The following is an 18,160-nucleotide window of genomic DNA, read 5'->3' as shown; positions in this document are numbered from 1 at the left end:
AAAACGAGACCCTTATACGGCCATCAGGTCTTTTTCTTTCTGCGCCAAATCCGCGTCGATCTTAGCCACGTACTTCTTGGTCAGATCGTCGATTTCGCCAGTGGCGCGACGCTCTTCGTCTTCGCTGATTTCCTTTTCCTTGACCAGATCCTTGAGCTGGCTGTTGGCATCGCGACGGATGTTGCGCACGGCGACGCGAGCGTCTTCAGCCACATCGCGAGCCTGCTTGGTGAAACCACGACGGGTTTCTTCAGTCAGGGCCGGCATGGAGATCAGCAGCAATTCACCCAGGTTGGTCGGGTTCAGGTTCAGGCCGGCACTGCCGATGGCCTTGTCCACGGCTGCGAGCATGTTGCGCTCGAAGGCCACGACTTGCAGGGTACGGGCATCCTTGACGGTGATGTTGGCCACCTGCTTGATCGGCGTGTCGGCGCCGTAGTAAGGCACCATGACGCCTTCCAGGATGCTGGGGTGCGCCTGGCCGGTACGAATGCGACCGAAGTTGTGCGCCAGGGACTCCAGGGATTTCTGCATGCGCTGTTCAGCGTCTTTCTTGATTTCGTTGATCATTGTTGAACTTCCTCGATCAGTGTTCCTTCGGCGCCGCCATGGACGATATTCAACAGGGCACCGGGCTTGTTCATGTTAAAGACGCGCAGTGGCATCTTGTGGTCGCGGCACAGGCAGATAGCCGTCAGGTCCATGACACCCAGCTTGCGATCCAGCACTTCATCGTAGGTCAGATGATCGAACTTCTCGGCATGCGGGTCTTTGAACGGGTCAGCGGTATAGACGCCATCGACCTTGGTTGCCTTGAGCACGACATCGGCATCGATCTCGATCGCTCGCAGGCAAGCGGCCGAATCCGTGGTGAAGAACGGATTACCGGTACCGGCGGCAAAAATCACCACTTCCTTGGCGTTGAGGTGGCGCATGGCTTTGCGGCGGTCGTAGTGATCGGTCACGCCAACCATGGAAATGGCCGACATCACGATGGCCGAGATATTGGCACGCTCCAGCGCATCACGCATAGCCAGGGCGTTCATCACAGTGGCCAGCATGCCCATGTGGTCGCCCGTGACCCGATCCATGCCGGCCGCGCTCAGCGCCGCGCCGCGGAACAGGTTGCCGCCGCCGATGACCAGGCCGACCTGAACGCCGATCCCGACCAACTGGCCCACTTCCAGGGCCATGCGATCCAGCACTTTCGGATCGATCCCGAACTCTTCCGAGCCCATCAGGGCCTCGCCGCTAAGCTTGAGTAGAATGCGTTTATAGCGAGCCTGATAACCACTGCCCTGCTGAGCCATTGCGAATCTCTCCTGCGGCGTATGTGTTCAAAAATTCTTTGCAAGCTGTTTGCAGCCTGCGTTCACTCTAGCTTGACGCTGACACAGCGCCATCGGAACACGGCTTTGTAAGCCAGTTCCGACAGGAAACCAATAAAAATCGGCATCCCCATCCGAAAAGAGGCTGCGCGCGTTAAGCGGGCAGCCTCTTCAGGGCGACAGTTATGAAAACCGTCTTATTGCTTGCTGGCAGCAGCTACCTGGGCAGCAACTTCAGCAGCGAAGTCATCAACCGGCTTCTCGATGCCTTCGCCTACTTTGAAGTAGGTGAACGAAACGATTTCAGCACCGGCTTTCTTCGCCAGGTCGCCGACCTTGACTTCCGGATTCTTGACGAAAGCCTGCTCAACCAGGCTGGCTTCGGCCAGGAACTTGGAGATACGGCCGCTGACCATTTTTTCTGCGATTTCAGCAGGCTTGCCTTTGAGCTTCTCTTCGTTCAACTGCAGGAAGACGCCCTTCTCGCGCTCGATCGCTTCAGCCGAAACGTCCGAAGGCAGCAGGAACTCAGGGTTGGTAGCAGCCACGTGCATGGCGATGTCTTTCGCCAGCTCGGTGTCGCCGCCCTTCAGGACAACCGCAACACCGATCTTGTTGCCGTGCAGGTAGGTACCGACCACGTCACCTTCAACGCGAACCAGGCGACGGATGTTGACGTTCTCGCCAGTCTTGCCGACCAGGACCAGGCGTGCTTCTTCCTGGGCTTCGATCAGCGGGGCTGCGTCGGTCAGTTTGTCAGCGAAGGCTTTCTCGACGCTGGCAGCGACGAATGCCTTGAAGTCATCCTGCAGAGCCAGGAAGTCGGTCTGGGAGTTGACTTCCAGCAGAACGGCGGCCTTGCCGTCGTCCTTGATGGCGATGGCGCCTTCAGCGGCGACGTTGCCGGCTTTCTTGGCGGCCTTGATGGCGCCCGAAGCACGCATGTCATCAATGGCTTTCTCGATGTCGCCGCCAGCCTTGGTCAAGGCCTTCTTGCAGTCCATCATGCCTTCGCCGGTACGCTCGCGCAGTTCTTTGACCAACGCTGCAGTAATCTCTGCCATTTCAAAATCCTCTTGGATAGGTTTTCAACCATTCCACCCGACCGAACGGGCGTTCAATTCTTCCTGGAAAACCATTGCTTATAGGCCGCGGCAGGTTACAAACAGGTCACTGCGCTGGCGGCAAATGGTTTTCGAGGTGGCAAAAAGGGGGCCAAGCCCCCTTTTTGCTTACTGAGTCAACGCCAGGGGCGTCAATTACTCAGCGGCTGCTGCCGGAGCTTCTTCAGCGAAGACTTCGGTGCCGCCATTCACGTTGTTGCGACCACGGATCACAGCGTCAGCCATCGAACCCATGTACAGCTGGATGGCGCGGATGGCGTCATCGTTGCCTGGGATGATGTAGTCAACGCCTTCCGGGCTGCTGTTGGTATCGACAACGCCGATGACCGGGATACCCAGCTTGTTGGCTTCGGTGATCGCGATGCGCTCGTGGTCAACGTCGATCACGAACAGTGCGTCAGGCAGACCGCCCATGTCCTTGATACCGCCCAGGGAGCGGTCCAGCTTCTCAAGATCGCGAGTGCGCATCAGCGCTTCTTTCTTGGTCAGCTTGGCGAAAGTACCGTCTTCGGACTGGACTTCAAGGTCACGCAGACGCTTGATGGAAGCGCGAATGGTCTTGAAGTTGGTCAGCATGCCGCCCAACCAGCGGTGATCGACGTACGGCGAACCGCAACGTGCCGCTTCTTCGGCAACGATCTTGCCAGCGGAACGCTTGGTGCCGACGAACAGAATCTTGTTTTTGCCCTGGGCCAGGCGCTCTACGAAGGTCAGTGCTTCGTTGAACATCGGCAGGGTTTTTTCAAGGTTGATGATGTGGATCTTGTTACGCGCGCCGAAAATGTACTTGCCCATTTTCGGGTTCCAGTAACGGGTCTGGTGACCGAAGTGCACACCGGCCTTCAGCATATCGCGCATGTTGACTTGGGACATGATAGTTCCTTGATAAGTCGGGTTTGGCCTCCACGTATCCCAATGACCAACCAGCGGCTATATAAACCGAAGGCACCCAGGTCATCGTGTCGACACGTGTGTGGATTTAAGCTTACGGGGTCATCCCCGGAAAGCGGCGCATTTTATACCACAGCAAGGGCGAAAACGGAACACGGATTCTGAAATCCTCTTGTGGCGAGGGGATTTATCCCCGCTGGGGCGCATAGCGGCCCCATACCAGGCGATTCAATCGACGCGATACACCACGCGGCCTGATTTGGGGCTGCTGCGCAGCCCAACGGGGATAAATCCCCTCACCACAGAGTTCCAGCCTGGAGAGCTCATTGTACTGATCGTCTGTTAGAATCGCGTTTTCAGGGCCGCGCTGGTCATCATCCGCCGCCCATTTCGTTTTGAACAGCGCCGTCGGGCGCAGAGAGAGCCTGTATGACCGTTACCCTCAAGACACCCGAGGACATCGCCAAAATGCGTGTCGCCGGCAAACTCGCCGCCGAAGTGCTGGAGATGATCGCCGACTACGTCAAGCCGGGCGTGACCACCGAAGAGCTGGACCGCATCTGCCACGACTACATCGTCAACGAGCAGAAGGCCATCCCGGCCCCGCTCAACTATAAAGGCTTCCCGAAGTCGATCTGTACCTCGATCAACCACGTGGTCTGCCACGGCATCCCCAACGAAAAACCGTTGAAGGATGGTGACACCCTGAACATCGACGTCACCGTCATCAAGGACGGCTATCACGGTGACACCAGCCGCATGTTCCATGTCGGCAACGTGCCGGAGTGGGCCCAGCGCCTGTCCAAGGTGACCCAGGAATGCATGTACATGGCCATCGAACTGGTGAAACCGGGCTGCCGCCTGGGAGACATCGGCGAAGTGATCCAGAAGCACGCGCAGAAGAACGGCTTTTCGGTGGTGCGCGAGTTCTGCGGCCACGGCATCGGCAAGGTGTTCCACGAAGAACCGCAGATCCTGCACTACGGCCGTGCCGGCACCGGCATGGAGCTGCAGGCGGGCATGACCTTCACCATCGAGCCGATGATCAACCAGGGCCGCGCCGACACCAAGGTGCTGGGCGACGGCTGGACCGCCATCACCAAGGACCGCAAGCTGTCGGCCCAGTGGGAACACACTCTGTTGGTCACTGAGACCGGCTATGAAATCTTCACCCTGCGTAGCGATGACACCATCGCGCGCGTTTCCGCCTGATCCGAACCCAGCCTACAGATCCGATAGATATAGATAGAAAGGAAAGCCATTCAATGCCGCAGGTGGATCCAGAACTCTTCGACCGCGGCCAGTTCCAGGCTGAACTGGCCCTGAAGGCAAGCCCCATCTCGGCGTTCAAGAAGGCGATCCGCCAGGCCCACGAAGTGCTCGACCAGCGCTTTCGCAATGGCCGGGACATTCGCCGGCTGATCGAGGACCGCGCCTGGTTCGTCGATAACATCCTGCAAAAGGCCTGGGAGCAGTTCGATTGGAGCGAAGACGCCGACATCGCCCTGGTGGCGGTGGGCGGCTATGGGCGCGGCGAGCTGCACCCTTACTCCGACATCGACCTGCTGATCCTGCTGGACAGCGCCGACCATGAGGTTTTCCGCGATTCCATCGAGCGTTTCCTGACGCTGCTGTGGGACATCGGCCTGGAAGTCGGCCAGAGCGTGCGCTCGGTGCAGGAATGCGCCGAGGAGGCCCGCGCCGACCTGACGGTGATCACCAACCTGATGGAAAGCCGCACCATCGCCGGCCCCGAGCGCCTGCGCCAGCGCATGCTCGATGTCACCAGCACGGCGCACATGTGGCCGAGCAAAGACTTCTTCCTGGCCAAGCACGCCGAGCAGAAGGCCCGTCACCACAAGTACAACGACACCGAATACAACCTGGAACCCAACGTCAAGGGCTCGCCCGGCGGGCTGCGGGACATCCAGACGATCCTGTGGGTCGCCCGTCGCCAGTACGGCACGCTGAACCTGCGCGCCCTGGCCGGCGAAGGTTTCCTGGTGGAAAGCGAAAACGCCTTGCTGGCCTCGTCCCAGGAATTCCTGTGGAAGGTCCGCTACGCCCTGCACATGCTCGCCGGACGCTCCGAGGACCGCCTGCTGTTCGATCACCAACGCTCCATCGCCGGCCTGTTGGGTTTCGAAGGACAGGATGCCAAGCAGTCCATCGAAAACTTCATGCAGCAGTACTACCGCGTGGTGATGAGCATCGCCCAGCTCAGCGAACTGATCATCCAGCACTTCGAGGAAGTCATCCTCGCCCCCGAGGACGAAGAGCCGCCGCAGCCGATCAACTCACGCTTCCAATTGCACGACGGCTACATCGAAGCGCGCAACGCCAACGTGTTCCGCCGCACGCCCTTCGCCATGCTCGAGATCTTCGTACTCATGGCCCAACAGCCGGAAATCAAGGGCGTACGCGCCGACACCATCCGCCTGCTGCGGGAAAACCGTCATCTGATCGATGAAGATTTCCGCCACGACATCCGCAACACCAGCCTGTTCATCGAGCTGTTCAAGTGCAGGATCGGCGTGCACCGCAACCTGCGCCGGATGAACCGCTACGGGATCCTCGGGCGCTATCTGCCGGAGTTCGGTTTCATCGTCGGACAGATGCAACACGACCTGTTCCACATCTATACGGTCGATGCCCACACCCTGAACCTGATCAAGCACCTGCGTAAGTTGCAATACACCCAGGTGTCAGAGAAATTCCCGCTGGCCAGCAAGCTCATGGGCAAGTTGCCCAAGCCCGAGCTGATCTACATGGCCGGGCTGTACCACGACATTGGCAAGGGCCGCCACGGTGACCACTCCGAAATCGGCGCGGTGGATGCCGAGGCGTTCTGCCAGCGCCATCAACTGCCCCTGTGGGACAGCCGGCTGATCGTCTGGCTGGTGCAGAACCACCTGGTGATGTCCACCACCGCCCAGCGCAAGGACTTGTCCGACCCGCAGGTGATCCACGACTTCGCCCAGATCGTCGGCGATGAAACGCGCCTGGATTACCTCTACGTGCTGACCGTGGCCGACATCAACGCCACTAACCCGAGCCTGTGGAATTCCTGGCGCGCCAGCCTGTTGCGCCAGCTCTACACCGAGACCAAGCGGGCCTTGCGCCGTGGCCTGGAAAACCCGGTGGACCGCGAAGAACAGATCCGTCGCACCCAAAGCGCGGCCCTGGACATCCTGGTACGCGGCGGCACCGATCCGGACGATGTCGAGCAGCTCTGGTCGCAATTGGGCGATGACTATTTCCTGCGCCACACCGCCGGCGACGTGGCCTGGCACAGCGATGCGATCCTGCAGCAACCGGCCGATGGCGGGCCGCTGGTGCTGATCAAGGAAACCACCCAGCGCGAGTTCGAGGGCGGCACACAGATCTTCATCTACGCCCCGGACCAGCACGACTTCTTCGCCGTGACCGTGGCGGCGATGGACCAGCTCAACCTCAACATCCATGACGCCCGGGTCATTACCTCCAGCAGCCAGTTCACCCTCGACACCTACATCGTGCTCGACACCGACGGCGACTCGATTGGCGACAACCCGGCGCGGGTCAAGCAGATTCGCGACGGCCTCACCGAAGCCCTGCGCAACCCGGCGGACTACCCGACCATCATCCAGCGCCGGGTGCCGCGCCAACTCAAGCATTTTGCGTTTGCGCCCCAGGTGACGATCCACAACGACGCCCAGCGCCAGGTCACTGTGCTGGAACTCAGCGCCCCGGACCGCCCGGGCCTGCTGGCGCGGATCGGCCATATTTTCCTGGAGTTCGATCTGTCGCTGCAAAACGCCAAGATCGCCACCCTCGGCGAACGGGTAGAAGACGTGTTTTTCATCACCGACGCTCACAACCAGCCGCTGTCCGATCCGCAACTGTGCAGCCGCCTGCAGGAGGCCATCGTCCGGCACCTGAGCGTCAACCAGGAACCCGATGCTCACCTGACACGCATCAGCATCTGAACGAACAATCCCCCTCTGTGGGAGCGAGCTTGCTCGCGATAGCGGCGGAACACCCAGCATTGATGCTGCTGACACACCGCCATCGCGAGCAAGCTCGCTCCCACAAGGACCGCGCCCACATTGACGAGGCCCTCGATGAACAACGCTTTGAACCAGTTGCAGCCCTACCCGTTCGAAAAGCTCCGCGCCCTGCTCGGCAGCGTCACGCCCAACCCCGACAAACGCCCCATCGCATTGTCCATCGGCGAGCCCAAGCATCGCTCGCCCAGCTTCGTGGCTGAAGCGCTGGCCAGTAATCTGGAAAAAATGGCCGTGTACCCGACCACCCTCGGCATCCCGGAACTGCGTGAAGCCATCACCGGCTGGTGCGAGCGTCGCTTCAACGTGCCGAACGGCTGGCTGGACCCGGCGCGCCATGTGCTGCCGGTCAATGGCACCCGTGAAGCCTTGTTCGCCTTCACCCAGACCGTGGTCAACCGGGGCGACGATGCCCTGGTGGTCAGCCCGAACCCGTTCTACCAGATCTACGAAGGCGCGGCGTTCCTGGCCGGGGCCAAGCCGCACTACCTGCCGTGCCTGGACGCGAATGGTTTCAACCCGGATTTCGATGCTGTCTCGCCGGACATCTGGAAACGCTGCCAGATCCTGTTCCTGTGTTCCCCGGGCAACCCGACCGGCGCATTGATCCCGGTGGACGTGCTGAAAAAACTCATCGCCCTGGCCGATGAGTATGACTTCGTGATCGCGGCGGACGAGTGCTACAGCGAACTGTACTTCGACGAACAGACCCCGCCGCCAGGGCTGCTCAGTGCCTGCGTCGAACTGGGGCGAAAGGATTTCAAGCGCTGCGTGGTGTTCCACAGCCTGTCCAAGCGCTCCAACCTGCCCGGCCTGCGCTCCGGTTTCGTCGCTGGCGACGCGGACATCCTCAAGGGTTTCCTGCTGTACCGCACCTATCACGGCTGCGCGATGCCGGTTCAGACCCAACTGGCGAGCATCGCCGCGTGGAACGACGAAGTGCACGTACGGGCCAACCGCGCGCTATACCGGGAGAAGTTCGACGCGGTGCTGGAAATCCTCAGCCCGGTGCTGGACGTGCAACGCCCCGACGGCAGCTTCTACCTCTGGCCGAACGTGGCCGGCGATGATGCAGCGTTCTGTCGCGACCTGTTCGAACAGGAACACGTGACCGTGGTGCCGGGCTCCTACCTGTCCCGCGATGTGGATGGCGTCAACCCGGGCGCCGGGCGCGTGCGCATGGCCCTGGTTGCGCCATTGGCCGAATGCGTGGAAGCGGCGGAGCGGATCCGCGCGTTCATCCAGCGTCGGGTTTAATGACTGTATCTGGGCTGTTGTGGCGAGGGGATTTATCCCCGCTGGGCTGCGAAGCGGCCCCCAAACCAGCCAACTCGGTGTGCCAGGAAGATTGAGTTCACTGCTTTAGGGCTGCTGCGCAGCCCAGCGGGGATAAATCCCCTCGCCACAGGTCCAGTGCTTCACAGGTATTTTTGTGTTTGCCTTTCGATTTATCGCGAGCAAGCTTTGCTCCCACAGTGGACTTGTGTGGCTCACACAACCTGTGATCGATACCCGGATCCTGTGGGAGCAAAGCTTGCTCGCGATGAGGTCGGCACTTATGACATCAAGTCCGAAGCTCTACCCGATCCAGGCACTTGTTCGCCAACAACATCCCCAACTCAATCATCTGGGCCACTCCCAATGCGACATGCCGTCGCGAGCCATCCTGATCGAAGGCAAGGTCGTTGAGCATTGCATTGGCAGACGCCAGGGTTTCGCTGAGGTTGGCCAGCAATACTTCCGTGTCGATACCGTCAGCCACAGTGAATAGCTGTACTGAGGGTTTGGGTTCTGACTTGCTGTCGTCATCAGGCTTGAGATATTGATCCAACACACGGTCGGCTGCCTCTTGCAGCTTTTCGGGTGCATAGTCGCCGTAGGGAAAAGTGGAGGCTGGTTTTGGTGGGTTTGGAGTTTCTTTGATCATTTGGATGCTCCTTGGGTGTTGGAGCCGCCACAAAGCCTTCTCACGGACTAGAGAGTGGCAGCCGTACGCGGGGTGAGAATCCGGGTCAAACACCCACTAAATACCCGGCCATGTCGAAACATGCCCGCGCACAGCCGCCATAACATGATGTATGGACGAAACGCGCCTGCACTTTATATGGCGGGCGCTTATGCGCATAGTGGGTATTCGGATTCTCACGTCCGGTCGCTGAATTGGCAGCGACACCCAAAGGCTAGAGCCCTCGCGTCCGACGGACAACCTTAAAAACTTGTCGGAAACTTCGGTGCGTCTGACAGACCACAAGCGCTTGCTCAGACAAGAAAAGAAATAAAACGCACCTCATCAAAGCAAGCCCTTGATTTTACGGGTTTAACACCTCAACAAAACTCATGCAGCCCTGTTTCAAGAATCAAGCTCGCTTGAATTCGCTGATACCAGTAGCCATGATCGCCCCCGTCACCAGTGAACGCTGGCAGGAGTCTGGGTTCCTCTCCGGGTTGACCCAGCCACGCAGACGGGGCAAAGCAACCTCAGCTGCGTGTCGATTGAAGCCGCCTTCGGGCGGTTTTGCTTTTTATGAGGTTAAGGATGTGTAGTGTTCCAATGAAACCGCAAACTCCATCCCTCTAGACTTTGAGATCGACGCAAACACCGTGGAAATGGAGTAATTACCATGAACATTCGCCCAATCCGCACCGATGACGAATACCGGGTAGCTCTCAAAGAGATTTCTCCTCTGTTCGAGAATGAGCCTGAACCTGGCACCCCGGAAGGCGATGCTTTTGAAGTCATGGTCACCCTGATCGAGGCCTACGAAACCAAGCACTTCCCGGTGGATCTGCCCGACCCAATTGAAGCCATCAAGTTTCGCATGGAGCAATCCGGACTCACCGCGGCCGATCTGGCTCCCGCTATCGGAAAAACGAACCGCGTATACGAGGTGCTCAACCGTAAACGCTCGTTAACTCTACCCATGATCTGGAAGCTTCACGATATGTTCGGCATCCCAGCAGAAAGCCTGATAAAGCCAGTAAAAGTTGCCTGATACTGGCCCGGCCCGCCGAGCTTTTTCAAACCAGCAAGGACAAGAAATGACCTCAACCGAAGAGAAAGACATACCAGAGGTCGGCCTGGGTGAGTTCGTAAAGCACATCGGCTTGAGAAATCGGTTCCTGGGCGTTACAGCTTGTAGCAGCACAGGATCGCCCACCATTCGTATTTGACTTTACCCATCGCAAGGTATGTCCATAGAGTTTGTGGTCGACCCCAGACTCTTCGGGCGATGAGGCCGATATTATTTCCCCAACCCCAAATTCGCCTCCGCCAGATCCAACTCCCCCAGCACCTCACGCAGCACATCATCGCCGATCTGGTGATGACGGCTGAGGCGATACAATTCCAGCCGCTGCGCCCGAAAAGCCTTCAAGCGCAGCCGGCGCTCCAGCAGGTCCATTTCGAACGCCAGCGCCTGGGCCTCGGCGGAGTCGTTGAACACGTCGAGCTGGTGGCGATACTCGGACATCAGCCGCGCCTTGACCTCGGCCGCCAACGCCGCTTGGGCCGCATCCGGCGGACTGCCCGCCTCGGTCGGTTCTTCCACTTCCAGCGCATGGATCGCCGCTTCAGCGGTTTTGCGCCAGGCCTCGCGGACTTCGTTGCGACGTTTGTCATCAGGGCTCTTTTCGATGCCCCGCAGCAGCAACGGCAAGGCGATGCACGCCGCGATCAGCGACAGCAGAATCACCCCGGCGGCGATGAAGATCAGCAGGTCCCGCTCGGGAAACGCCTCGCCCGCGTCCAACAGCATCGGCACCGATAGCACGCCCGCCAGTGTCACTGCGCCGCGCACGCCACCGAAAGTCAGCAACCAACAAGAACGTGCGGTCGGCATCGGGGTCAGTTCGCCCTGGCCACGCCAGCGTCGCAGCAGCCCGGACAGGCGCCAGATGCTTTGCACCCAGACAAACCGCAGTACCAGCAGCACCAGGAAAATCGCCACTACATCCAGGCAACGGTAGAACAACGTCGGCCAGAGCGTGGTCTCGAGGTGGGTCACCGCCTTGATGATGTCCGGCAGTTGCAAGCCCAGCAGCAGGAAGATCAACCCGTTGAAGGCGAACTCCAACAGCGACCAGACACTGCGATTGAGCAGCCGCGTGCCGGTCTGGCGCGGCAGCAGGTCGAGCCAGCTCTGCATCATCCCCGCCGCCACTGCCGAGAGAATGCCCGAGGCGCCCAAGCGCTCAGCCAGCACATAGGCGGCAAACGGCAGCAGCAACATGAACACCACATGGGTGGCCGGATCGTCCCAGCCCTGGGCAATCATCCACGCCCGCAGCCGGCCCATCAGCCAACTCAGGGCCACGCCGACCAGCAGGCCGCCGACCGCCACCAATACGAACGTCAGGCTCGCGCTGGCCAGGGAAAAGACCCCGGTGATAGCCGCCGCCAGGGCGAACTTGAACGTCACCAGACCCGACGCATCGTTCATCAGCGCCTCGCCCTGGAGCATGTGCATCAACGGCGCGGGCAGACGGTCGCGGGCAATCGCCGACACCGCCACCGCGTCGGTCGGCGACAACACCGCTGCCAGGGCGAAGGCCACCGGCAACGGGATACTTGGCAGCAGCCAATGAATGAAATAACCGGCGCCCACCACCGTGAACAACACCAGCCCCACCGCCAGCGTCAGGATCGGCCCGCGCAGGCGCCACAATTCGCGTTTGGGCATGCGCCAACCGTCGGAGAACAGCAGCGGTGGCAGGAACAGAAACAGGAACAACTCAGGATCGAGGGCCACGTGCAGGCCCAGGGACGGCCAGGCCAGCACAGCACCGGCGCCGATCTGCACCAGCGGCAACGGCAGCGGGATCAACCGTCCGATCAGGCGCGACACGCCTACCAGCATCAACAGGATCAGGACGGTATAAGCGCTTTGCATAACGAACTTCCAATGACAGCCATACACATCTGCGGCAACAGTTGGCCGGTTGAAGTGCCATATTAACCGCCAAGGTGAACCGCTGCCGTTGCACATTGGTCGCACCTCAACGGCGTCAATGCGCAGTCGCCTTGGCCGCTCCTAACCTCCACGCGGCAGGAGCGACCGGCGACTATCCGAAGCTAAACAGCTCGCTCAGCGGCATTGAGGGTCGAGCGGCCCGAGACAACATCGACGCCGTCACCCTCATTGTCGCGATCTTCGATCTGTTCGGCCGCCGATATTTCGGCCAAGGGCAACATTCCCTGCAGCTCATCCGGATGAGCGGAATCGCCTAATAGCCTGTCCAGCGCGGCGCTAGCCTCGTCCGCCAACGGCTGGGTCACTACTCCCGTTGTCACCCAGGCGGCGACCACCGGGGCCATCGTCGCCGTAACCGTCGCCTTGCCAATCGCCGCAACACCCGCAGGCGAAATCCCGGCGCGCCTGGCGGCGTTGACAGCGGCGGTCTGGGCCATGCCGATCGCCGTAATACCGCCGGCCAACGCTCCGAGACCACTGACCAAGCCAGTCGGCGTAACCAAGTCTTGCAGCGATTTGCTGCCATCGCGCATCACGTCCAGCGGCAGTTTGCCGACCCGCTTCGCAATGCCCACCGCAGCCCTCCCTACGCCATAATTCTTGAGGTCCTTGTAACGCTGATGCCAGTCTTGACGCCCTAACAGGTATTCCGGGCCAACCCGGTGTTGGGCTTTATCGATGGAATGTTGCAGGTCATAGGCGGCCATGCCTGAAATCGGAGAACCGACGGCAGCTATCACAGAGTCCACCCTGCTGCCCGTTTGCGCATCGACGGCCATCGTCACGACGGGCTGGATGACCGTGCGCAACACGTTTCGCGCGGTGAAGGTCTGGAAAGTCAGGCTGCCTTCGATAGCGCGGGTCATCAGGCTCGGCTTCACCGCCCGGGCGGGTTCCCGCATGACCGGCTCCAGATCGGCACTTTCGGCAACCAGCCACTGGGTGTTGCTAGTAGCACGCTTGATCAGGCCATTGCCGACCGTGTCGGCGGCGCTGCTGACCAGGCCGGAAATCGACGACAGCGCCAATGGAGCGGTAATCGAGCCATTGCCGGTCAGCGCCGGGGCGAAGTCCAGCGCGATGGACGCCGCGCCGAAGGGAACCGAACGAAGGAATCCAACAGTGCCCTGGGACGCGCGATCCAGCCGCGCGCCTTTGGCCAGTACCGCGTCGACGCTTTCCGCGGTTTCCCCGTCATTGGCCAAGGTACGCGAACGATCGTCGATCAGTGCTTCGAAGGCCTGGCGATTGGCACCGTTCATATGCGGCTCGAATACCCGGGTGAGCTGGGCCTTGATTGCACCCGTCCGATTTGCCAGGTCCTGTTCAGCCGTGACAGGGCCGATCGGGACAGATGCAGCGGTCCCGATGGTCAATGTCGTTGAATGGGGCGGGGGTGTTTCTTCAGTTTGATACGCCGGTGGATGGGACGGTGTCAGAGAGATGGAATTCATGGGAGGGTCTCTTGTGCGTACAAGTGGTGGGTTTACTTGTGCTGTGTGGTCACCTCTTTCGTATCGGTTCCGTCTCGTCCGATCCGTCGCGACAGTCAAGGCACTGAAAGAAACGACGTGGCATAATCGTCCGCTGATTTTCAGGACGATACCGGGAACGTTTTGGGGGGGAGCATTCATGCCCAAGGAAAACAAGCACTTACGGCTTTTCGGCATCAAAGCCTGCGATACGATGAAAAAAGCGCGTACCTGGCTCGATGATCACGCTGTGCACTACGACTTTCACGACTACAAGACCGCCGGCATCGACCGTGAACACCTGACCCAATGGTGCAACGAGCATGGCTGGCAAGTGGTGTTGAACCGTGCCGGTACGACCTTTCGCAAACTCGACGACGAACGCAAAGCCGATCTCGACCAGACGAAAGCCATCGAACTGATGCTCGCTCAACCCTCGATGATCAAGCGCCCGGTGCTCGATCTCGGTGACCGAACCCTGATTGGCTTCAAGCCAGATATTTATGCGGCAGAGATCAAGTAAGCCTGCCCAGTCCATTTTGTAGAGGTAATTTCATGTCCACTACCCTGTTCAGCCTGGCCTTCGGCGTCGGCACCCAAAACCGTCAAGGCGCCTGGCTGGAAGTGTTCTACGCACAGCCGCTGCTCAAGCCGTCGGCTGAGATCGTCGCGGCTATCGCGCCGATCCTTGGCTACAGCGAGGGCAACCAGGCCATCACCTTCACCACCGCCCAGGCCTCGCAACTGGCTGAGGCCCTCAAGGGCGTCGATGCCGCACAAGCTGCCCTGCTGACCCGCCTGGCTGAAAGCCACAAGCCGCTGGTCGCCACCCTGCTGGCCGAAGATGCCCAACTGAGCTCCACCCCTGAGGCCTACCTCAAACTGCACCTGTTGTCCCATCGCCTGGTCAAGCCCCACGGCCTGAACCTGGCCGGCATTTTCCCTCTGCTGCCGAACGTGGCCTGGACCAGCCAGGGTGCGATCGACCTGGCCGAACTGGCCGAGCACCAGCTCGAAGCCCGCCTGCGTGGCGAACTGCTGGAAGTGTTCTCGGTGGACAAGTTCCCGAAAATGACCGACTACGTGGTCCCGGCCGGCGTACGTATCGCCGATGCCGCGCGGATCCGTCTGGGCGCCTATGTGGGCGAAGGCACCACGGTCATGCACGAAGGTTTCGTCAACTTCAACGCCGGCACCGAAGGCCCGGGCATGATCGAAGGCCGTGTCTCGGCGGGCGTGTTCGTCGGCAAGGGTTCGGACCTGGGCGGCGGCTGCTCGACCATGGGCACCCTGTCGGGCGGCGGCAACATCGTGATCAAGGTGGGCGAAGGCTGCCTGATCGGCGCCAACGCCGGCATCGGCATTCCGTTGGGCGACCGCAACACCGTGGAGTCGGGCCTGTACGTGACCGCCGGCACCAAAGTCGCCCTGCTGGACGAAAACAACCAACTGGTGAAAGTGGTCAAGGCCCGCGACCTGGCTGGCCAACCCGACCTGTTGTTCCGCCGCAATTCCGAGACCGGCGCGGTGGAATGCAAGACGCATAAGTCGGCCATCGAGCTGAACGAAGCACTGCACGCCCACAACTAAGCTTCACACCACCACCTGTGGGGGCGAGCCCTTGTGGGAGCCGAGCTTGCTCGCGATGAACGATGACGCGGTCTTGCAGTTAAACCGTGTCGCTGCCATCGCGAGCAAGCTCGGTTCCCACAATAAAGCCCGCTCCCACAAGGTCCGGCGTAACTCCAGCAGGGCCCGAAAGCATGTTGATCCAATCCCCCTGGCGTGCCGATTTCCCGGCCATCGCCGCCCTGCAACGGCAAGGCCAGATCTACCTGGACAACGCCGCCACCACGCAAAAACCCCAAGCCCTATTGGATGCCCTGACGCATTACTACACCAACGGCGCGGCCAACGTGCACCGTGCGCAACATTTGCCGGGCGCCCATGCCACCCAGGCGTTCGAGGACAGCCGCCTCAAGGCTTCGCAATGGCTCAATGCCGGAAACTGCGGGCAGGTGGTCCTCACCCACGGCGCCACTTCGGCGCTGAATCTGCTGGCCTACGGGCTGGAACATTTATTCAACCCGGGCGATGAGATCGTCATCAGCGCCCTGGAACACCACGCCAACCTGTTGCCGTGGCAGCAACTGGCCGAGCGCCGCTCGTTGACCCTGGTGGTGTTGCCACTGGATGCCGACGGCGTGATCGATCCTGGCGCCGCCGCCGAACTGATCGGCCCCCGTACGCGCTTGCTGGCGGTGAGCCAGTTATCCAACGTGCTGGGCACCTGGCAGCCCGTGCCGGCGCTGCTGGCACTGTCCAAGGCCCACGGCGCGCTGACAGTGATCGACGGCGCCCAGGGCGTGGTCCATGGCCGCCACGACGTGGAAGCGCTGGGCTGCGACTTTTACGTGTTTTCCAGCCACAAACTCTATGGCCCCGACGGGCTGGGCGTGCTGTTCGGCCGTACCGAAGCCCTCGGTAAGCTGCGCCATTGGCAGTTCGGTGGCGAAATGGTGCAGCAGGCCGATTACCACAGCGCCACCTTCCGTCCGGCGCCGCTGGGCTTCGAAGCCGGTACGCCGCCGATTGCCAGCGTGATCGGCTTGGGCGCGACCCTGGACTACCTGTCCGCCCTCGATCCGCAAGCGCTCATCGACCATGAGGCGGCGCTGCATGACTACCTGCTCCATGGCCTGCTGGCCCGCAACGGCATTCGCCTGCTGGGCAACCCGCGCCTGGCCCTGGTCAGTTTCGTGGTCGACGGCATCCACAACGCCGACCTGGCGCACCTGCTGACCGAGCAAGGCATTGCCGTGCGCGCCGGGCATCATTGCGCGATGCCGCTGTTCAAGCATTTGAAGCTGTCCGGGGCGATCCGCGTGTCGCTGGCGTTGTACAACGATTCCGCCGACATCGAGCGGTTCTTCGAAGCCCTCGACTACGCCTTGGAGATGTTGCGATGAACCTGCCAGCCGATGCCGCCACGGCGCTGCAGATCTTCCGGGACGCATCAGGCTGGGAGCAACGGGCCCGATTGCTGATGCAATGGGGCGAACGTCTGCCGCCCCTGAGCGACGAGGACAAGTGCGAGGCCAACCTTGTCCACGGCTGTGAAAGCCAGGTGTGGTTGGTGGGTCGCTTGCACGACGGGCACTGGCAGTTTTGCGCCAGTAGCGATGCGCGGTTGATCCGTGGGTTGGTGGCGTTGCTGCTGGCGCGGGTCAACGGGTTGTCCGCTGACGAGCTGCAGCAGGTGGACCTACCGGATTGGTTCAACCAGCTGGGATTGTCGCGGCAGCTGTCGCCGTCGCGTAGCAATGGCTTGAATGCGGTGTTGCAGCGGATGCGTGAACTGGCGCGCCAATGATCGTTCCCATGCTCTGCGTGGGAATGCCTCTACGGACGCTCCGCGTTCGGCTTCCCCCTCAGGTCTGAGGCTTGACCCTGTCCGCCGGTCGCCGCACACCCGCCACGATCTTATCCACAGCCTTGGTCGCCGCGACCATGCCAAACGTCGCCGTGACCATCATCACCGCACCAAACCCACCGGCGCAGTCGAGCTTGACGCCGTCGCCGACAAAACTCTTCTGCAGGCAAATGCTGCCGTCCGGCTTCGGGTAGCGCAGTTGTTCGGTGGAGAACACGCAGGGCACGCTGTAGTGGCGGGTCACCGTGCGGGAAAAACCGTAGTCGCGGCGCAAGGTGGAGCGCACCTTGGAGGCCAGTGGATCGTTGAACGTACGGTTGAGGTCGCAGACCTGGATCAGCGTCGGGTCAATCTGCCCGCCCGCGCCGCCGGTGGTGATGATCTGGATCTTGCGGCGCTTGCACCAGGCGATCAGCGCCGCCTTGGCGTTGACGCTGTCGATGCAGTCGATCACGCAGTCGATGTTCGGCGTGATGTATTCGGCCATGGTGTCGCGGGTGACGAAGTCCGCCACCGCGTGCACCATGCAGTCGGGGTTGATCCCCCGCAGCCGTTCGGCCATCACGTCGACCTTGGGTTTGCCGACGGTGCTGTCCAGGGCGTGCAACTGGCGGTTGGCGTTGCTGACGCAGACATCGTCAAGGTCGAACAGCGAAATCTCGCCCACGCCGCAACGGGCGATGGCTTCCGCCGCCCAGGAACCGACGCCACCGACGCCAACGATCGCCACATGGGCCGCCCGCAGGCGTTCCAGGCCCTCAATGCCATACAAACGGGCGATACCGGCAAACCGTGGATCTTCTGTACTCATGACCATTACCCCAAAAACCGGCGCGCATTATAGGGCTTTGCCGTGGCAATTCGAGCGGGTCGCAAAATGAATCTCACCATTTCCC

The 18,160-nt window shown here is 60.9% G+C and carries 16 protein-coding genes; 8 read left to right on the top strand and 8 right to left on the bottom strand.

Features of this window, described 5'->3' with window-relative positions; genetic code table 11:
* Positions 1-12 precede the first annotated feature (12 nt).
* The 4 genes from frr to rpsB form a co-directional block, all read right to left on the bottom strand.
* On the bottom strand, positions 13-570 hold the full coding sequence (gene frr, locus BM321_RS09170) for a ribosome recycling factor (protein WP_092330659.1): 558 nt from the start codon (positions 568-570) through the stop codon (positions 13-15).
* Positions 567-1,310, bottom strand: coding sequence for a UMP kinase (pyrH, locus tag BM321_RS09165; RefSeq protein WP_024779012.1), 744 nt, complete (start codon positions 1,308-1,310; stop codon positions 567-569). The genes frr and pyrH overlap by 4 nt, the downstream gene beginning before the upstream one ends.
* 215 nt (positions 1,311-1,525) lie before the next feature.
* Positions 1,526-2,392: a translation elongation factor Ts gene (tsf, locus tag BM321_RS09160; RefSeq protein WP_092202205.1), complete on the bottom strand. Its 867-nt coding sequence runs from the start codon at positions 2,390-2,392 to the stop codon at positions 1,526-1,528.
* Between the two features lie 195 nt (positions 2,393-2,587).
* Complete coding sequence (gene rpsB, locus BM321_RS09155) at positions 2,588-3,325, bottom strand: 30S ribosomal protein S2 (protein WP_003198231.1); 738 nt, start codon at positions 3,323-3,325, stop codon at positions 2,588-2,590.
* 447 nt (positions 3,326-3,772) lie between these two features.
* Between rpsB and map the strand changes: the two genes are divergently transcribed.
* The 3 genes from map (at position 3,773) to dapC (ending at position 8,646) form a co-directional block, all read left to right on the top strand.
* Positions 3,773-4,555: a type I methionyl aminopeptidase gene (gene map / locus BM321_RS09150; protein WP_053118843.1), complete on the top strand. Its 783-nt coding sequence runs from the start codon at positions 3,773-3,775 to the stop codon at positions 4,553-4,555.
* Between the two features lie 53 nt (positions 4,556-4,608).
* Positions 4,609-7,311 carry a [protein-PII] uridylyltransferase gene (locus BM321_RS09145; RefSeq protein WP_092442272.1) on the top strand — a complete coding sequence of 901 codons (2,703 nt, stop codon included), beginning with the start codon at positions 4,609-4,611 and terminating at the stop codon, positions 7,309-7,311.
* Positions 7,312-7,446: 135 nt separating this feature from the next.
* Complete coding sequence (gene dapC, locus BM321_RS09140) at positions 7,447-8,646, top strand: succinyldiaminopimelate transaminase (RefSeq protein WP_092442271.1); 1,200 nt, start codon at positions 7,447-7,449, stop codon at positions 8,644-8,646.
* Positions 8,647-8,953: 307 nt separating this feature from the next.
* Here dapC and BM321_RS09135 read toward each other — a convergent pair whose 3' ends face one another.
* The gene (locus BM321_RS09135; protein ID WP_092442270.1) at positions 8,954-9,316 is read right to left on the bottom strand and encodes a DUF6124 family protein; all 363 of its coding nucleotides are present in this window, start codon (positions 9,314-9,316) and stop codon (positions 8,954-8,956) included.
* A 694-nt stretch (positions 9,317-10,010) separates the two neighbouring features.
* Between BM321_RS09135 and BM321_RS09130 the strand changes: the two genes are divergently transcribed.
* Complete coding sequence (locus BM321_RS09130; RefSeq protein ID WP_092442269.1) at positions 10,011-10,382, top strand: helix-turn-helix domain-containing protein; 372 nt, start codon at positions 10,011-10,013, stop codon at positions 10,380-10,382.
* 249 nt (positions 10,383-10,631) lie between these two features.
* On the opposite strand, the gene BM321_RS09125 is transcribed toward BM321_RS09130, so the two are convergent.
* Together BM321_RS09125 and BM321_RS09120 are read right to left on the bottom strand one after the other, a co-directional pair.
* On the bottom strand, positions 10,632-12,278 hold the full coding sequence (locus tag BM321_RS09125; RefSeq protein ID WP_092442268.1) for a Na+/H+ antiporter: 1,647 nt from the start codon (positions 12,276-12,278) through the stop codon (positions 10,632-10,634).
* A 182-nt stretch (positions 12,279-12,460) separates the two neighbouring features.
* Positions 12,461-13,813: a type III effector protein RopAA gene (locus tag BM321_RS09120; protein WP_092442267.1), complete on the bottom strand. Its 1,353-nt coding sequence runs from the start codon at positions 13,811-13,813 to the stop codon at positions 12,461-12,463.
* A gap of 178 nt (positions 13,814-13,991) precedes the next feature.
* On the opposite strand from BM321_RS09120, the gene BM321_RS09115 reads away from it, so the two are divergent.
* The 4 genes from BM321_RS09115 (at position 13,992) to BM321_RS09100 (ending at position 17,204) form a co-directional block, all read left to right on the top strand.
* Positions 13,992-14,354: an ArsC family reductase gene (locus BM321_RS09115; protein WP_092330688.1), complete on the top strand. Its 363-nt coding sequence runs from the start codon at positions 13,992-13,994 to the stop codon at positions 14,352-14,354.
* Positions 14,355-14,386: 32 nt separating this feature from the next.
* Positions 14,387-15,421: a 2,3,4,5-tetrahydropyridine-2,6-dicarboxylate N-succinyltransferase gene (dapD, locus tag BM321_RS09110; RefSeq protein ID WP_092330690.1), complete on the top strand. Its 1,035-nt coding sequence runs from the start codon at positions 14,387-14,389 to the stop codon at positions 15,419-15,421.
* Positions 15,422-15,594: 173 nt separating this feature from the next.
* Positions 15,595-16,800 (top strand): aminotransferase class V-fold PLP-dependent enzyme, encoded by a 1,206-nt coding sequence (locus tag BM321_RS09105; RefSeq protein WP_092442266.1) that lies wholly within the window; start codon positions 15,595-15,597, stop codon positions 16,798-16,800.
* On the top strand, positions 16,797-17,204 hold the full coding sequence (locus BM321_RS09100; RefSeq protein WP_092442265.1) for a SufE family protein: 408 nt from the start codon (positions 16,797-16,799) through the stop codon (positions 17,202-17,204). Before BM321_RS09105 ends, BM321_RS09100 begins: the two co-directional genes overlap by 4 nt.
* Positions 17,205-17,262: 58 nt before the next feature.
* Here the strand turns inward: BM321_RS09100 and tcdA are convergent, their stop codons facing one another.
* Positions 17,263-18,081, bottom strand: a complete 819-nt coding sequence (tcdA, locus tag BM321_RS09095; protein WP_092442264.1) for a tRNA cyclic N6-threonylcarbamoyladenosine(37) synthase TcdA — start codon at positions 18,079-18,081, stop codon at positions 17,263-17,265.
* Between the last annotated feature and the right edge of the window lie 79 nt (positions 18,082-18,160).

The sequence above is a fragment of the Pseudomonas sp. NFIX10 genome (genome assembly GCF_900111955.1).
GTDB lineage: Bacteria > Pseudomonadota > Gammaproteobacteria > Pseudomonadales > Pseudomonadaceae > Aquipseudomonas > Aquipseudomonas fluorescens_AA.
Note: the sequence above shows the minus strand (reverse complement) of the source record. Positions and strands in the feature narration are given on the sequence as shown.

Excerpts from the sequence above, each read along its gene's own strand:
- pyrH (WP_024779012.1), bottom strand. The coding sequence starts at position 1,310 with ATGGCTCAGCAGGGCAGTGGTTATCAGGCTCGCTATAAACGCATTCTA.
- BM321_RS09105 (WP_092442266.1), top strand. The coding sequence starts at position 15,595 with ATGTTGATCCAATCCCCCTGGCGTGCCGATTTCCCGGCCATCGCCGCC.
- BM321_RS09100 (WP_092442265.1), top strand. The coding sequence starts at position 16,797 with ATGAACCTGCCAGCCGATGCCGCCACGGCGCTGCAGATCTTCCGGGAC.
- BM321_RS09135 (WP_092442270.1), bottom strand. The coding sequence starts at position 9,316 with ATGATCAAAGAAACTCCAAACCCACCAAAACCAGCCTCCACTTTTCCC.
- BM321_RS09125 (WP_092442268.1), bottom strand. The coding sequence starts at position 12,278 with ATGCAAAGCGCTTATACCGTCCTGATCCTGTTGATGCTGGTAGGCGTG.
- frr (WP_092330659.1), bottom strand. The coding sequence starts at position 570 with ATGATCAACGAAATCAAGAAAGACGCTGAACAGCGCATGCAGAAATCC.
- BM321_RS09145 (WP_092442272.1), top strand. The coding sequence starts at position 4,609 with ATGCCGCAGGTGGATCCAGAACTCTTCGACCGCGGCCAGTTCCAGGCT.
- tcdA (WP_092442264.1), bottom strand. The coding sequence starts at position 18,081 with ATGGTCATGAGTACAGAAGATCCACGGTTTGCCGGTATCGCCCGTTTG.
- BM321_RS09120 (WP_092442267.1), bottom strand. The coding sequence starts at position 13,813 with ATGAATTCCATCTCTCTGACACCGTCCCATCCACCGGCGTATCAAACT.
- dapC (WP_092442271.1), top strand. The coding sequence starts at position 7,447 with ATGAACAACGCTTTGAACCAGTTGCAGCCCTACCCGTTCGAAAAGCTC.
- dapD (WP_092330690.1), top strand. The coding sequence starts at position 14,387 with ATGTCCACTACCCTGTTCAGCCTGGCCTTCGGCGTCGGCACCCAAAAC.
- tsf (WP_092202205.1), bottom strand. The coding sequence starts at position 2,392 with ATGGCAGAGATTACTGCAGCGTTGGTCAAAGAACTGCGCGAGCGTACC.
- BM321_RS09130 (WP_092442269.1), top strand. The coding sequence starts at position 10,011 with ATGAACATTCGCCCAATCCGCACCGATGACGAATACCGGGTAGCTCTC.
- BM321_RS09115 (WP_092330688.1), top strand. The coding sequence starts at position 13,992 with ATGCCCAAGGAAAACAAGCACTTACGGCTTTTCGGCATCAAAGCCTGC.
- rpsB (WP_003198231.1), bottom strand. The coding sequence starts at position 3,325 with ATGTCCCAAGTCAACATGCGCGATATGCTGAAGGCCGGTGTGCACTTC.
- map (WP_053118843.1), top strand. The coding sequence starts at position 3,773 with ATGACCGTTACCCTCAAGACACCCGAGGACATCGCCAAAATGCGTGTC.